This window comes from Leifsonia stereocauli, from assembly GCF_038432415.1.
Lineage (GTDB): Bacteria > Actinomycetota > Actinomycetes > Actinomycetales > Microbacteriaceae > Orlajensenia > Orlajensenia stereocauli.
In genome coordinates this window covers 869,096-881,403 of the sequence record NZ_JBCAUN010000001.1, presented here as the reverse complement: position 1 = coordinate 881,403, position 12,308 = coordinate 869,096, and the positions used below count along the sequence as shown (strand labels likewise).

Annotated in this window: 15 protein-coding genes and 1 tRNA gene; 5 read left to right on the top strand and 11 right to left on the bottom strand. The window is 68.5% G+C overall.

Annotated elements, in window-relative coordinates:
- Nucleotides 1–42 precede the first annotated feature (42 nt).
- Nucleotides 43–306: a hypothetical protein gene (locus AADV74_RS04350; protein WP_342112176.1), complete on the bottom strand. Its 264-nt coding sequence runs from the start codon at nt 304–306 to the stop codon at nt 43–45.
- Between the two features lie 142 nt (nt 307–448).
- Here AADV74_RS04350 and AADV74_RS04345 point away from each other — a divergent pair, with 142 nt between their 5' ends.
- Together AADV74_RS04345 and AADV74_RS04340 are read left to right on the top strand one after the other, a co-directional pair.
- Nucleotides 449–1,369 (top strand): DNA-3-methyladenine glycosylase family protein, encoded by a 921-nt coding sequence (locus AADV74_RS04345; protein WP_342112174.1) that lies wholly within the window; start codon nt 449–451, stop codon nt 1,367–1,369.
- Between the two features lie 12 nt (nt 1,370–1,381).
- Complete coding sequence (locus AADV74_RS04340) at nt 1,382–1,945, top strand: dihydrofolate reductase family protein (RefSeq protein ID WP_342112172.1); 564 nt, start codon at nt 1,382–1,384, stop codon at nt 1,943–1,945.
- Between the two features lie 27 nt (nt 1,946–1,972).
- Here AADV74_RS04340 and AADV74_RS04335 read toward each other — a convergent pair whose 3' ends face one another.
- Nucleotides 1,973–2,158, bottom strand: coding sequence for a hypothetical protein (locus tag AADV74_RS04335; protein WP_342112170.1), 186 nt, complete (start codon nt 2,156–2,158; stop codon nt 1,973–1,975).
- A 126-nt stretch (nt 2,159–2,284) separates the two neighbouring features.
- Between AADV74_RS04335 and AADV74_RS04330 the strand changes: the two genes are divergently transcribed.
- Nucleotides 2,285–2,632: a UBP-type zinc finger domain-containing protein gene (locus tag AADV74_RS04330; RefSeq protein WP_342112168.1), complete on the top strand. Its 348-nt coding sequence runs from the start codon at nt 2,285–2,287 to the stop codon at nt 2,630–2,632.
- Nucleotides 2,633–2,662: 30 nt separating this feature from the next.
- Here AADV74_RS04330 and AADV74_RS04325 read toward each other — a convergent pair.
- The 3 genes from AADV74_RS04325 to AADV74_RS04315 form a co-directional block, all read right to left on the bottom strand.
- Nucleotides 2,663–2,736: transfer RNA gene (locus AADV74_RS04325), tRNA-Ile, on the bottom strand.
- A 6-nt stretch (nt 2,737–2,742) separates the two neighbouring features.
- Complete coding sequence (locus tag AADV74_RS04320) at nt 2,743–4,002, bottom strand: glycosyltransferase (RefSeq protein ID WP_342112166.1); 1,260 nt, start codon at nt 4,000–4,002, stop codon at nt 2,743–2,745.
- A gap of 92 nt (nt 4,003–4,094) precedes the next feature.
- Complete coding sequence (locus AADV74_RS04315) at nt 4,095–5,036, bottom strand: DMT family transporter (protein WP_342112164.1); 942 nt, start codon at nt 5,034–5,036, stop codon at nt 4,095–4,097.
- Between the two features lie 67 nt (nt 5,037–5,103).
- Here AADV74_RS04315 and def point away from each other — a divergent pair, with 67 nt between their 5' ends.
- Entirely contained in the window at nt 5,104–5,670 is a 567-nt protein-coding gene (gene def, locus AADV74_RS04310) for a peptide deformylase (RefSeq protein ID WP_342112163.1), read from the top strand.
- Between the two features lie 5 nt (nt 5,671–5,675).
- On the opposite strand, the gene AADV74_RS04305 is transcribed toward def, so the two are convergent.
- The 6 genes from AADV74_RS04305 to AADV74_RS04280 all read right to left on the bottom strand — a co-directional run bounded on the left by AADV74_RS04305 (nt 5,676) and on the right by AADV74_RS04280 (nt 10,161).
- Nucleotides 5,676–5,981, bottom strand: a complete 306-nt coding sequence (locus AADV74_RS04305) for an AzlD domain-containing protein (RefSeq protein WP_342112161.1) — start codon at nt 5,979–5,981, stop codon at nt 5,676–5,678.
- Nucleotides 5,978–6,751: an AzlC family ABC transporter permease gene (locus tag AADV74_RS04300; RefSeq protein ID WP_342112160.1), complete on the bottom strand. Its 774-nt coding sequence runs from the start codon at nt 6,749–6,751 to the stop codon at nt 5,978–5,980. Before AADV74_RS04300 ends, AADV74_RS04305 begins: the two co-directional genes overlap by 4 nt.
- Complete coding sequence (locus tag AADV74_RS04295; RefSeq protein ID WP_342112158.1) at nt 6,748–7,638, bottom strand: sensor histidine kinase; 891 nt, start codon at nt 7,636–7,638, stop codon at nt 6,748–6,750. The genes AADV74_RS04300 and AADV74_RS04295 overlap by 4 nt, the downstream gene beginning before the upstream one ends.
- Before the next feature lie 169 nt (nt 7,639–7,807).
- On the bottom strand, nt 7,808–8,119 hold the full coding sequence (locus AADV74_RS04290) for an SHOCT domain-containing protein (RefSeq protein ID WP_342112157.1): 312 nt from the start codon (nt 8,117–8,119) through the stop codon (nt 7,808–7,810).
- A 168-nt stretch (nt 8,120–8,287) separates the two neighbouring features.
- Nucleotides 8,288–8,950, bottom strand: coding sequence for a response regulator (locus AADV74_RS04285; protein WP_342112155.1), 663 nt, complete (start codon nt 8,948–8,950; stop codon nt 8,288–8,290).
- The gene (locus AADV74_RS04280) at nt 8,947–10,161 is read right to left on the bottom strand and encodes a sensor histidine kinase (protein WP_342112153.1); all 1,215 of its coding nucleotides are present in this window, start codon (nt 10,159–10,161) and stop codon (nt 8,947–8,949) included. The genes AADV74_RS04285 and AADV74_RS04280 overlap by 4 nt, the downstream gene beginning before the upstream one ends.
- A 221-nt stretch (nt 10,162–10,382) precedes the next feature.
- Between AADV74_RS04280 and AADV74_RS04275 the strand changes: the two genes are divergently transcribed.
- Nucleotides 10,383–12,257, top strand: coding sequence for an alkyl/aryl-sulfatase (locus AADV74_RS04275; RefSeq protein WP_342112151.1), 1,875 nt, complete (start codon nt 10,383–10,385; stop codon nt 12,255–12,257).
- Nucleotides 12,258–12,308: the final 51 nt, after the last annotated feature.

The window sequence follows — 12,308 nt, the reverse complement described above, 5'->3', positions numbered from 1 at the left end:
TCGCGGTTGGCGCAGACACCGCAGACCGCGCCGAGATGGCGCTCAGGACGTGGGAACCGCCGTCTGCACCGTGCCGCGCCAGATCGAATGGGTCTCGTCGGTCGGCGTCAGCTCTCCGACGTCGAGCATGCGACCGCGCAGCTTGGCGCGCACCTGGCGGACCGCCGAGCGCACGCCATCGATCTCCGGCGGAAGCACGATCGTCTCGATCTCTTCGGAGTCGGCATCCTGCAGCACTGCACGCCAGCGCTGGTCGAAATCGTGGAACAGCTCGATCGTCACCGGCTGTCGGGCCTCTTCGCTCATTCCGCGATCCTGCCATGAAGACGCCCACCGGCGCGAGGGCGTACGTGCTGCTGTGCACTATCTGCCCGGAGCACCGCCCGGCGCTGGAGATCCGTCGAGCGTCGCAGGGTTCGTTCAGTGTTGGAGGATGCAGACTGGAAGCATGGCTCCCGACGCGACACTGACGTGGCGCCCTCGGCATGCGACCGACGTGCGGCTCACCGTGGCCCGTCTCGGGCGCGGCGCCTCTGACCCCACCCACGGTTTCGCCCCCGACGGCGCTCTCTGGCGCACGACGCTCACCACCGACGGTCCCGCGAGCATGCGCATCAGTCGCGACGGCGACGGGGCGCTCACGTGCCGGGCCTGGGGCCAGGGGGCGGATGCCGCTGTGACGACGGCTCCAGCACTGCTCGGTGATGACGACGATCCGAGCGGCTTCGAGCCCGGGCACCCTGTGCTCACCGACGCCCACCGACGCCATGCGGGCCTGCGCATCCCGAAGACCGGCCGCGTGTTCGAGGCGCTGGTGCCGGCCATCCTGGAGCAGAAGGTGATCACTCTGCAGGCCACGGCCTCGTGGCGGCACCTCGTGCGACGGTACGGCAGCATCGCCCCAGGCCCGACTCCACGGCCGATGCTGGTGGTGCCGTCGCCGCGGACGTGGGCGCTGATCCCGTCGTGGGAGTGGCACAAGGCAGGCGTCGACCCGCAGCGCTCCCGCACCGTCGTGACGGCGGCTCGCGTCGCGGATCGCCTCGAGGAGTGCTCGCAGCTCGCTCCCGCGGCCGCTGAGGCCCGCCTCCGGGCCGTGCCCGGTATCGGCGTCTGGACGGCGGCCGAGGTCGCCCAGCGCGCACTCGGAGACGCCGACGCGCTCTCCGTCGGCGACTACCACCTGTCGAACTACGTGGGTCACGCCCTGTACGGCCGTGGCAGCTTCAGCGACGAGGAGATGGTGCAGGCCCTCGAGGACTGGCGTCCCCATCGCTACAGGCTCGTGCGGCTGCTGCAGGCGCACGGCGTGCCGGGACCTGCGCGCCGTGGGCCCCGCATGGAGTTCGTCGACCACCGTTCGCACTGAGGGAGGCATCCGATGGCCCGCTTGATCTGGTCGGGTATCCAATCGCTCGATGGCTACATCGCCGATGCCGACGGCGAGTTCGACTGGAGCGCCCCCGACGAGGAAGTGCACGCGTTCGTCAACGAGCGCGAGCGTGGCATCGGCACCTACCTGTACGGCCGTCGCCTGTACGAGGTGATGAAGGTCTGGCAGGACATCGATGAGACCACCCCCGACGTCTCCGTCGCGATGCTGGAGTATGCCCGACTCTGGAGAGAAGCCGACAAGGTGGTGTATTCGGCGACGCTGGAGACCGTGCCGCTCCCGAGCACCAGACTCGAGCGACGTTTCGACGTGAACGCCGTGCGCCGTCTCGTGGCCGGCGCCGACACCGACGTGGGAATCGGCGGCGCTGAACTCGCCGGGCACGCCGTGCGCGCCGGGCTCGTCGACCAGTACCAGCTCTACGTGAACCCCGTCATCATCGGAGGTGGTTCGAGGTATCTTCCGCCGGGGGTGCGCATCGACCTCGAGCTGACCGACGAGCATCGCTTCTCGAACGGCGTGGTCTACCTCGAGTACCGACGGCGCGGCTGAAGCAGCCGGCGCGAGGACGTCAGGACGTCAGCGCTTCTTCTTCGGCAGCGGCTCGATGGCGCCGGTGATCTGCACGCGTTCACCCACCGGAGGAGCGATATCCGTCGCCGCGGCCCCGAGAGCCCTGTAGCCCTCGTCGTGGGACCAGCGCGCGCCGTCCCACCACCAGATCGCGGTGTCGACTTCGTACCAGCCGGCGGCGATAGGGGGCATTCCCAGAGACTATGAGGGCGGCTCGGCGGCGGTAAGTCCGCGTCCGGGTGGCACCGGTTCGGGGAACGGCTCTGGTCAGGCCGGTCGCGCTCGTGACAGGATGCGATGGACGACGAGGAGCTGCCCATGCACGCGAACTCCGCCATCGATCCCTCGGTGCCGCCGGCCTCGGAGGGTTGCTCCGCCTGCGAGTCGGACGGCGGCTGGTGGCTGCACCTGCGACGGTGCACGACCTGCGGAACCATCGGATGCTGCGACAGTTCGCCGGCGCAGCATGCGACGGCCCACTTCACAGAGACCGGGCATCCGATCGTGCGCAGTTTCGAGCCCGGCGAGAGCTGGTTCTGGGACTACGAGAGCGACGCGTACACCGAGGGGCCGGAGCTCGCTCCGCCGGTCGCGCGCCCGGTGGGGCAGGGATCGCCCGCCCCTAAAGGTCGCGTGCCCGCCGACTGGCGGAGCCTGCTGCACTAGCCACGGGGTGCCTGCACGCTGGCGTTGAAGTAGGGCGGACGGGACTTGAACCCGTGACCGAACGATTATGAGTCGCTTGCTCTAACCAGCTGAGCTACCGCCCCGCGCGACTACTCGGTGGTGGTCGCGTTGGTGATGTCGGTCACGGGATCCGTGACCGGCTCACCACGATACAGGCTCTCGAAAGTCGAGAGAGTGCGCTGGATGTCGTGCGGCACGATGAGCTGCACCGACTCCTTCTTCATGGCCTGGTAGACCTCGGGAGACGCCGTCAGCACATCGGTGAGCTTCGCTGCGAGGTCGTCGGGATTGCTCGGTTCGAAGAGGTATCCGTTCACGCCGTCGTGCACGAGGTGCGGCAGCGCCATCGCGTCGGCTGCGACGACGGGGAGGGCCGAGGCCATGGCCTCCATGGTGGCGATGCTCTGCAGCTCCGCGATCGACGGCATCGCGAAGACCGAGGACCGCGAGTAGGCGTCGCGCAACTGCTCGTCGTTGACGTAGCCGCGGAAGGTCACGCGATCGGCGATGCCCAGTTCGCGTGAGAGGTGCTGCAGGTTCTTGAACTGGTCGCCGCCTCCGACGATCTCGAGCTTGGCGTCGAGCTCGGCCGGAAGCAGCGTCATGGCCTTCAGCAGCACGTCGATCTGCTTCTCACCGGTCACGCGACCGACGAACAGGATGCGGTTCTCGGTGCGCGGCTCCCACGAGGGCGAGTAGCGATCCGCGTCGATGCCGCACGAGATGGCGTGAACTCCCCGCAGGCCCGTCGAACGCTCGAGGAACTCGGCAGCACGCTTCGTCGGCGTCGTCACGGCCTCCGCGCGGCCGAAGGACCGACGAGCGGCCTTCCAGGCGAGGCCGGTGGCCCATACCTGCCAGGCCTTCGGGATGAGCGTGAACTCGAGCATGTTCTCGGGCATGAAGTGGTTCGTGCCGATGATGCGGATGCCGCGCTTCTCGGCCTGGATGGACATCCCACGGCCGACGATGATGTGCGACTGGAAGTGCACGACATCCGGCTTCACCTCATCGATGATTCGGGCACTGTTCTGGTTGATGCGCCACGGCATCACGAAGCGCAGCCAGTCGTGCGGGTACCAGCGGAGGCTGAAGAGACGGTGGGCCGTGATCTTCTGCCCCTCGTACTCCTCGGTCCAAGTGCCGTGTCTGCTGCTGGCTGCCGGTGCCATGACGTGCACGTCATGGCCGCGGGCCGCGAGACCTGAGGCGAGGCGTTCTGCGAACTTGGCCGCGCCGTTCACATCGGGCGAGAACGTGTCGGCTCCGATGAGGACGGTGAGGGGCTTCCTCGCGGTCTCCGCGCTGTCCGCGTGCGCGGAAGCAGTCGAACCGGGGGTGTCAGTCAAGTGGGATGTCCCTACGTATCTCGGCCGAGGTGGTGGATCGGCGGGATGTGGACGCCGGGCGCTGTGGCGCCACCGGCGTGATGCTGCCTATTCTAAGCGGTTCCATCGGATGGCGCGGCTGGAGTCGGTGCCTGTTCGACAGGCAGGTTGGTCTGCGGGTGATGCTTCGACAGCAGGAACACGCCCCAGATGGCGATGGCGCCGACGAGGGCGAAGGCCCAGAGCGCCCACGACGGAGCCTGCGAGGCCTCGTCGAGCACCACGATGCCGATGGTGACGGCCACGAGCGGATCGATGACGGTCAGGCCGGCGATCACGAGGTCCGGCGGGCCGGAGGAATAGGCGTTCTGCACGAAGTAGGCGCCGAGGGCCGCGGCGCCGATGAGGCCGAGCAGGCACAGCACTGTGAGCCACGTGAAGTTCTCGGACTGCAGGCGGCTGATGACGACCTTCGCGAGAGTGGCGACGAATCCGTAGAGCACGCCGGCGCCGATGATGTAGAACAGCGCCTTGAACCGCTTGCGCAGGAAGGCGAACGTCGCCCCGAACAGCGCGAGCACGACGGCGAGGATCGTGAGGATGGTGATGAGATCGGCATCCGAGACCGGCTTGTCGACCGCGGTGAAAGCGGCGATCGTGACGAACAGACCGACTCCGGCCACGCACAGGCAGATGGCGAAGACGGAGATGCGGTTGAGGCGCACATGCGAGACCCTCGCGTTGACGATCGCCGTGATCACGAGAGCGACGGCTCCCAGCGGCTGCACCACGATGAGGGGCGCCAGCGACAGGCTGAACAGCTGAAGCACGATCGCCGCGCCGAGCATGCTCGTTCCGAGCACCCAGGACGGGCGGCCCAGGAGCGCCAACAGCTGACGCATGGTGAGTCCGCCGCCGGTGTCGCCGAGCGACTTCTCGACCTTGCCGACCCCGCGGTACTGCAACTGCGCACCGATCGACAGGAAGACTGCCCCGATCAGAGCGAGCACGATCCCGAACACCTGCGCCGGGTTCTGCGTGAACACCTCGGTCACGTCTTCAAATCCTCCGCCGTTGAACACGTGTCGACCCTAACCCGAGCGCCGCCGATATCCTCGGAGAATGGCCGTACACCCCATCAGGATCACCGGAGACGACACGCTCCACTCCCCCGCAGCCCCCGTCACGGTGTTCGACGACGAGCTGCGAACCCTCGTCGCCGACATGTTCGAGACGATGGATGCGGCCCCCGGTGTCGGCCTCGCCGCACCACAGATCGGAGTGCCGCTGCGGATCTTCACGTACACGTGGGTGGAGGACTCCGGCGAGCACATTCGGGGCGTGGCGATCAATCCGACCCTGTGGATCACTCCGGTGCCAGCCGGCATCGCCGACGAGGACTCCGAGGCCGAGGGCTGCCTCTCGTTCCCCGGCGAGCGTTTCGGACTGCGCCGCGGAGAGCGCGCCATCCTGCAGGCAGTCGATGTCGACGGCGAACCCTACGAGATCCGGGCCGGAGGCTGGCTCGCCCGCATCTTCCAGCACGAGTTCGATCATCTCGAGGGGGTGCTCTACACCGATCGCCTCGACGGGCACGACCAGAAGATCGTCGCCAAGCTCACACGCAAGCGCGGCTGGGGAGTTCCCGGCAACGTTTGGATGCCCGGGGTCGACGACCTCGACGCGTAGCCGGCTCAGGTGACGGCGCGGATGCCGGCGGCGACGAGCGCGGCTGCGATCACCACGATGATGAACGGCACCCTGAGCGCGTAGAGCGCCGCCGCGACGATCACGGCGGGAACACGGGCGTCGATCACGATCTCCCGCCCGTCTGCGAAGGTCTGCACTGCGATGAGCGCAGCGAGCAGCGCCACAGTGAGAAGGTCGGCGATGCGCGACGGCGTCGGCGCCTCGAGCAGACGCTGAGGGATCAGGTAGCCCGCGAACTTGAAGGCGAGTGTGGCGATCGACGCCAGGATGACAACCTGCCAGAGCGTCATGAGCGCGTCTCCCGTCCGAACCAGTTGAAGGCACCGACGACGACGGCGACGGATGCGGCGACGAGAACGGGCAGCCCTGGCATGAGCACCGGGGTGAGCACAGTCGCCACCACGGCCGCACCGACGGCCACCGCCGCTGCCTGCACCCGCTTCAGCCGCGGCCACAGCAGGCCAAGGAAGGCCGCCGCGGCTGCGGCGTCCAGTCCCCACGCCCGAGGGTCGCCCAGTGCGTCGCCGATGAGGGCGCCCGCGAGCGTGGTGAGGTTCCAGCCCACGAAGACGACGAGTGCCGTCACCCAGAAGCCGACGCGGCGGAGATGCCCCGTGGGCTGGGCGAGGGACACGGCGGTCGACTCGTCGATGGTGCCCCACGCGGCCGCGAGGCGGTGCCACCAGGGACCGATGCCGACGATGGGTGCCATCCGCATTCCGTAGATGGCATTGCGGGAACCGAGCAGGCCCGCTGTCGCTATGGCGCTGGGCCCGGCGGCCACCCCGCCGCTGGCGATGATCCCGATCAGCGCGTACTGGGATCCGCCGGTGAACATCACGAGGCTCAGGAAGCAGGTCTGCCAGATGTCGAGGCCTGCGGCGACCGACAGGGCGCCGAAGGAGATGCCGTAGGCGGCGGTGGCGATTCCGACGAAGAATCCGGAACGGATGGCGATTCCCTCAGCGGGCGTGCGCCGACCGTCGCCCTCCCACGTGTCGGAGAGCGGGTCATCACCACCGGGCTGGTCACCCGCGGCCGGGATGCCCTCATCGGTCATCGCGCGAGTTCGACCCCGTGAACGCCGTTGTGGTAACGCAGGGCGGGGAATACGGCCGAGACGCTGAAACCGACACCAGGGACGGAGTTGGCGCTGAAGACGCCGCCGAAGAGCTCGGCGCGCTGGCGCATCTGCGAGATGCCCGCGCCCGAGATGGTCTCCGTCAGTGCGCGCAGGTCGTCGTCGATCGAGGTGGCATCGGCGCGGGCCTCATCGCCTTCACGGCGGAGGGCGGCACGGATGCCGTCGTCGTCGATGGTGACCTGCAGCCCCTCCTCGGTCCACACGAATGACACGCGGGCCTCGGTACCGACGCCTCCGTGCTTGAGGGAGTTGGCCAGGGCCGCCTGAAGGATGCGGTAGACAGCGAGCTCGGCGCCGGGCTTGAGCTCGTAGCGTTCCCCTGACTCCTCGAAGCTGATGACGAGCCCGGCGTCGCGCATGACGCGGAACAGGTTCTGGGCCGACTGGAGACCGGGCTGCGGAGAACTCAGCGACTCGCCCTCGCGGGCCACCGTCAGAACGCGGCGCATGTCGCCGAGGGCCGTGCGGCCGGCGTCGACGACACCGGTCACCGCACGAACCGCGGAGGACGGGTCGCTCTCGGCGGTGTACTTCGCACCCTCGGCCTGGGAGACGAGACGGCCGACGGCGTGCACGGCGACGTCCTGCAGGTCGCGCACGATGCCGAGACGACCGGTCTGCTCCGCGAGCGAGAGCTCGAGGCCGATGCGGATGCGCTCGGCACTGGTCCAGTCGCGGTCGATGCGGCGGAGGCGCGTGCGCGCACTCAGCCAGAGCACGAGCAGCACGACGGCCAGCACGGCCAGGACGGCGGATGCGACCATGAGTGCGCTGGTGGCTGCGGGGCTGTTCAGCCAGTCCATCGATCTCCTCTCCCGCTGCGTGCGGGTCGAAGAGACTCTACCGGAGGCTCCCGCTCGCTGAGGCCCGGGCGCAGCCCGCGGTCGAAGCGCGCATCTGGACACGCTTCGACCGCGGACTTCGTCCGACCTCAGCGATCCGCGTGCTCGCGGGCCTCAGTGAGCGCTGGACTCAGGCGGTCGGTCGGGCCGCGCGCAGCACCTCGAGGCGCGCACGGTACTCGACCTCGTCGATGTCACCACGGGCGAAGCGGTCGGCGAGGGTCTGCTCGGCCGCGACGGCGTTCCAGGCACCGGATGCGGGTCCGTGGCCGTAGCCGGGCCCGTAACCGTAGCGCGCCCAGCGGCGGCGTCCGAGAGTGACGAACAGCGCGATGATGCTGATCCAGAACAGCGGGACGAACAAGAACAGCCAGCCCCACCCGCCGGCCCAGGGGCCGACATGAGCGGAGACGGAGGCGAGGGCGATGGACGACGACAACATGGGGATTCCGATCGATCACGGGCATCGGGCGATGCCACTCATCGAGACTCCCAAGTCGCGCCTCGCGGCGAATCCGCTCGAGGGCGTCACTTCGCGTACTCCCCCGGATGCAGCACCCGTCACCCGCAGCCACCGTCGCGCTCCGCTCGGACCGAGGCCGGCGGAACGCTAGGACCAACCCGGCCGCACCAGGCCCGCCTCGTACGCGCTCACCACGAGCTGCACGCGATCGCGCGCCCCGAGCTTCGTCATGATCCGCGAGACGTGGGTCTTCGCCGTCAACGGGCTGAGGAACAGCCTCCCGGCGATCTCGTCGTTGCTGAGGCCGTGGGCGACGAGCTCGAGCACCTCGAGCTCGCGAGCGGTCAGCGCATCGAAGATTCCGCTGACCGGAGCCTCCTTCAGCCCCGACGCCATCCGGGAGAGCAGCCGCCTCGTGACACCCGGGGACAGCAGCGCGTCGCCTGCAGCGACGACGTGCACGGCCCGGATGAGTTCCGCCGGCTCGGTGTCCTTCACGAGGAATCCGCTGGCACCGGCCTTGATCGCCTCGGCCACGTATTCGTCGAGTTCGAAGGTCGTCACGATCACGATGTGGGTCGCATCGAGCTCGGGATGTGCGGTGATCTCCCGGGTGGCCTGCAGCCCGTCTCCGTCCGGCATCCGGATGTCCATGAGGACCACATCGGGACGGCTCGAGATGATTCCGGCGACGGCACTCGAGCCCGTCGCGGCCTCCCCGACCACGTCGATGTCGGGCTCGGCGTTGAGCAGCGCCCGGAAGCCTGCACGCACCAGATGCTGGTCGTCGGCGATGAAGACCGAGATCACGGGAGCGCCTCCTCGCTGCGCGGGATGCGCACCTCGACCCGGAGGCCACCGGCAGCCTGCCAATCGGCATTGACGGTGCCGCCGACCAGCGTCGCGCGCTCGCGCATGCCGAGGAAGCCGCGGCCCTCCTCGATCGGGTCGGTGCCGTGGCCGGTGCCGGAATCACTGATGGACACGATGTCGACGCCGTCGATCGTCGACAGCTCCACAACGGCCGTTCGTGCCTCCGAGTGACGGGTGACGTTCGTGAGTGCCTCCTGCACGATGCGGTAGATCGTACGATCCGTGGCGGGCGGGGGCTCGGCCGACAACTCACCCTTCAGGGTCACCATCACGCCGAGAGCCTCGAGCGATGCTGCCAGCGCCGGCAGTCGCGCCAGTCCGGGCTCCGGCACGAGCGGCGCGTCGTCGTCCCCTGACCGCAGGAAGCCGAGGACGCCGCGCACCTCATCGAGCGCCGTGCGGCTGGTCTCCTTGATGTTCGCGAGTGCCTCGGCCGCCCTCTCGGGCTGGGTCTCCATGAGGTGCAGCCCCATCCCGGCCTGCACATTGATGGACGACAGCGAATGCGCGAGCACGTCGTGGAGCTCGCGGGCGATGCGCAGCCGCTCCAGTTCGGCCTCGCTCTGGCGCGTGCGCAGCTGCTTCTCGCGGAAGGCCTCATAGCGCTCGACCCGACTACGCACGGCTTCACCGGCACCGACGAGGATGCTCAGCACCAGCAGCACGATCAGTGATCGCACGAGCGACGGCCAGGCGGCCGAGACGGCACCGTAGACCAGAGCCGCCACGACGCCGACGCCGATGGTGCTCCAGACCCAGACGCGGGCTCCGCGGGCGGTTGCCTGCACCACGGCGAAGGCGAGGGGAACCGCAGCGACAGGGGGGCCGGCGGGGATCACGACCAGCGCCGGAGCTATCGCCACAGCTATGGCGATGACGGTGGGACCGGGGTGGCGAGGTGCCAGAAGCAGCAGATACGACGCGGCGAAGGCGATGACGGATGCCGCCAGCTGACCCGACTCCGCACCCGAGGCGATGAGCCAGACGAGCACCGGCAGCTGGACGATCTGGGAGAACACGACGGAGAACCAGCGCACTCGACGTCGGGGCCGCGGCTCCTCGAACCATCGCCCCCACGGTCTCCCGGATGGCCCGGCCGCTCCGAGACCGGGTGCGCCAGGGTGCGACCAGCGCTCGGAGTTCGGCATGGATCGATCGTAGTCACGACCGATGCGGCCTTCGTCCGACCACGGAAGGCCCGGTGTGTACTCCCCCGGGAGTACGCACCATTCCTGCGGATGCGAGGGATTACGCCCACCCGCACGACATCAACATCCCCGGGCATGCGAACCAAACCTGCGGCAGCGCGCCACCGACTGGCATAGTCGGTACTGGAAGTTGACGATCCCTCGAACGAGACGGACAGCCCATGGATCAGAAGCCGGCCACCCCCTCCATCGCTGCGGCACACCGGGCGTTGCTCGACGCTCTTCCGTTCTCGGACGAGCAGGACTTCGACGACGCCGATCGTGGCTTCATCGCGGCCCTCGAGCCCGGGGTCGTGAAATCGGCCGACGGTCGCGTCGTCTGGGACAACGACAGCTACGACTTCGTCATCGGCGACTCCCCGTCGACGGTGAATCCGAGTCTGTGGCGCCAGTCGAAGCTCGTCTCCAGGCAGGGGCTGTACGAAGTGGTCGAGGGCATCTACCAGGTGCGCGGCCTCGATCTCTCGAACCTCACGTTCATCGAGGGCGACACGGGCGTCATCGTCATCGATCCGCTCATCTCGACCGAGACCGCAGCGGCGGCACTCGGGCTGTATCGCGCCCACCGCGGCGACAGGGCCGTCGTGGCGGTCATCTACTCCCACAGCCACATCGACCACTTCGGCGGCGTTCTCGGTGTCGCGACGCAGGACGACGTCGATGCAGGAAGGATCCAGGTCATCGCGCCCGAGGGCTTCACAGGGCACGCCGTCGCGGAGAACGTCTATGCGGGAACGGCCATGTCCCGGCGTGCGGGCTACATGTATGGAGCGGCTCTCGAACGCGGCCCGCAGGGCGCGGTCGGCGCCGGTCTCGGCCAGACCACCTCGATCGGCGAGCTCGGACTCATCGTGCCGACCCTCGAGATCACGACCACGGGCGAGACCGTCACCGTCGATGGCATCGAGATCGAGTTCCAGATGGCTCCGGGCACCGAGGCGCCCTCCGAGATGCACTTCTACTTCCCCCGGTACCGGGCGCTCTGCATGGCCGAGAACGCCACCCACACCCTGCACAACCTGCTCACTCTGCGCGGTGCAGTGGTGCGCGACCCGCACGTCTGGTCCGGCTACCTCACCGAGGCGATCGAGAAGTTCGGCGACCGCACCGACGTCGCCTTCGCCTCGCACCACTGGCCGACCTGGGGTGGTGACAGGATCGTCGAGTTCATCGGGAACCAGCGCGATCTCTACGCCTACCTGCACGACCAGACCCTCCGGTTGCTCAACCGGGGATTCACCGGGACGGAGATCGCCGAGCAGCTCGAGTTGCCGCCGGCGCTCACCAACGCCTGGAACACGCACGGCTACTACGGCTCGATCAGCCACAACGTGAAGGCGATCTACCAGCGCTACATGGGCTGGTTCGACGGCAACCCTGCCCGGCTGTGGCCGCACACCCCCGAGAACCTCGGCACCCGTTACGTCGACGCGATCGGCGGGGTCGATCGCGTGGTGGAGGTGGCACAGGCCGCCTTCGACAGCGGCGATTTCCGCTGGGCCGCGACTCTTCTCGACCACGCGGTCTTCGCCGACGAGTCCCACGGCGCCGCGCGCGCCCTCTACGCAGACACCCTCGAGCAACTCGCGTACGGTGCGGAGAACGGGACCTGGCGCAACTTCTTCCTCTCGGGCGCCACCGAATTGCGCGGCGAGAACTTCGGTACGCCGACGGTCACAGCGGCGCCGGCCATCGTGGCGCAGCTGTCGCCTGAGCAGCTGTTCGACTCGATCGCCATCTCGGTGAACGGACCGAGGGCCTGGGACCTCACACTCGCACTCGATGTGACGTTCACCGACCTCGACCGGAACTTCCGTGCGAGCCTGCACAACGGCGTGTTCATCGCCGTCGAGAAGCCGGCAGTGGCGGAGACCGCCGATGCGACCATCACCACCACGAAGTTGCGCATGATCGCGCTGCTCGGAGGGGACACGGCATCCGCAGGTCTGGACATCGCGGGTGACGCCGGGATGCTGCAGACGCTGCTGGGCGTACTGGACGCTGGAGATCCGGCCTTCAACATCGTCACGCCGTAGCCGTCGACGGACCATACCCTGCACTCGCGGGGTGCGGGCAGCGTTGGGAAC

Excerpts from the sequence above, each read along its gene's own strand:
- AADV74_RS04305 (WP_342112161.1), bottom strand. The coding sequence starts at position 5,981 with ATGACGCTCTGGCAGGTTGTCATCCTGGCGTCGATCGCCACACTCGCC.
- def (WP_342112163.1), top strand. The coding sequence starts at position 5,104 with ATGGCCGTACACCCCATCAGGATCACCGGAGACGACACGCTCCACTCC.
- AADV74_RS04335 (WP_342112170.1), bottom strand. The coding sequence starts at position 2,158 with ATGCCCCCTATCGCCGCCGGCTGGTACGAAGTCGACACCGCGATCTGG.
- AADV74_RS04350 (WP_342112176.1), bottom strand. The coding sequence starts at position 306 with ATGAGCGAAGAGGCCCGACAGCCGGTGACGATCGAGCTGTTCCACGAT.
- AADV74_RS04330 (WP_342112168.1), top strand. The coding sequence starts at position 2,285 with ATGCACGCGAACTCCGCCATCGATCCCTCGGTGCCGCCGGCCTCGGAG.
- AADV74_RS04275 (WP_342112151.1), top strand. The coding sequence starts at position 10,383 with ATGGATCAGAAGCCGGCCACCCCCTCCATCGCTGCGGCACACCGGGCG.
- AADV74_RS04340 (WP_342112172.1), top strand. The coding sequence starts at position 1,382 with ATGGCCCGCTTGATCTGGTCGGGTATCCAATCGCTCGATGGCTACATC.
- AADV74_RS04290 (WP_342112157.1), bottom strand. The coding sequence starts at position 8,119 with ATGTTGTCGTCGTCCATCGCCCTCGCCTCCGTCTCCGCTCATGTCGGC.
- AADV74_RS04280 (WP_342112153.1), bottom strand. The coding sequence starts at position 10,161 with ATGCCGAACTCCGAGCGCTGGTCGCACCCTGGCGCACCCGGTCTCGGA.
- AADV74_RS04345 (WP_342112174.1), top strand. The coding sequence starts at position 449 with ATGGCTCCCGACGCGACACTGACGTGGCGCCCTCGGCATGCGACCGAC.
- AADV74_RS04295 (WP_342112158.1), bottom strand. The coding sequence starts at position 7,638 with ATGGACTGGCTGAACAGCCCCGCAGCCACCAGCGCACTCATGGTCGCA.
- AADV74_RS04300 (WP_342112160.1), bottom strand. The coding sequence starts at position 6,751 with ATGACCGATGAGGGCATCCCGGCCGCGGGTGACCAGCCCGGTGGTGAT.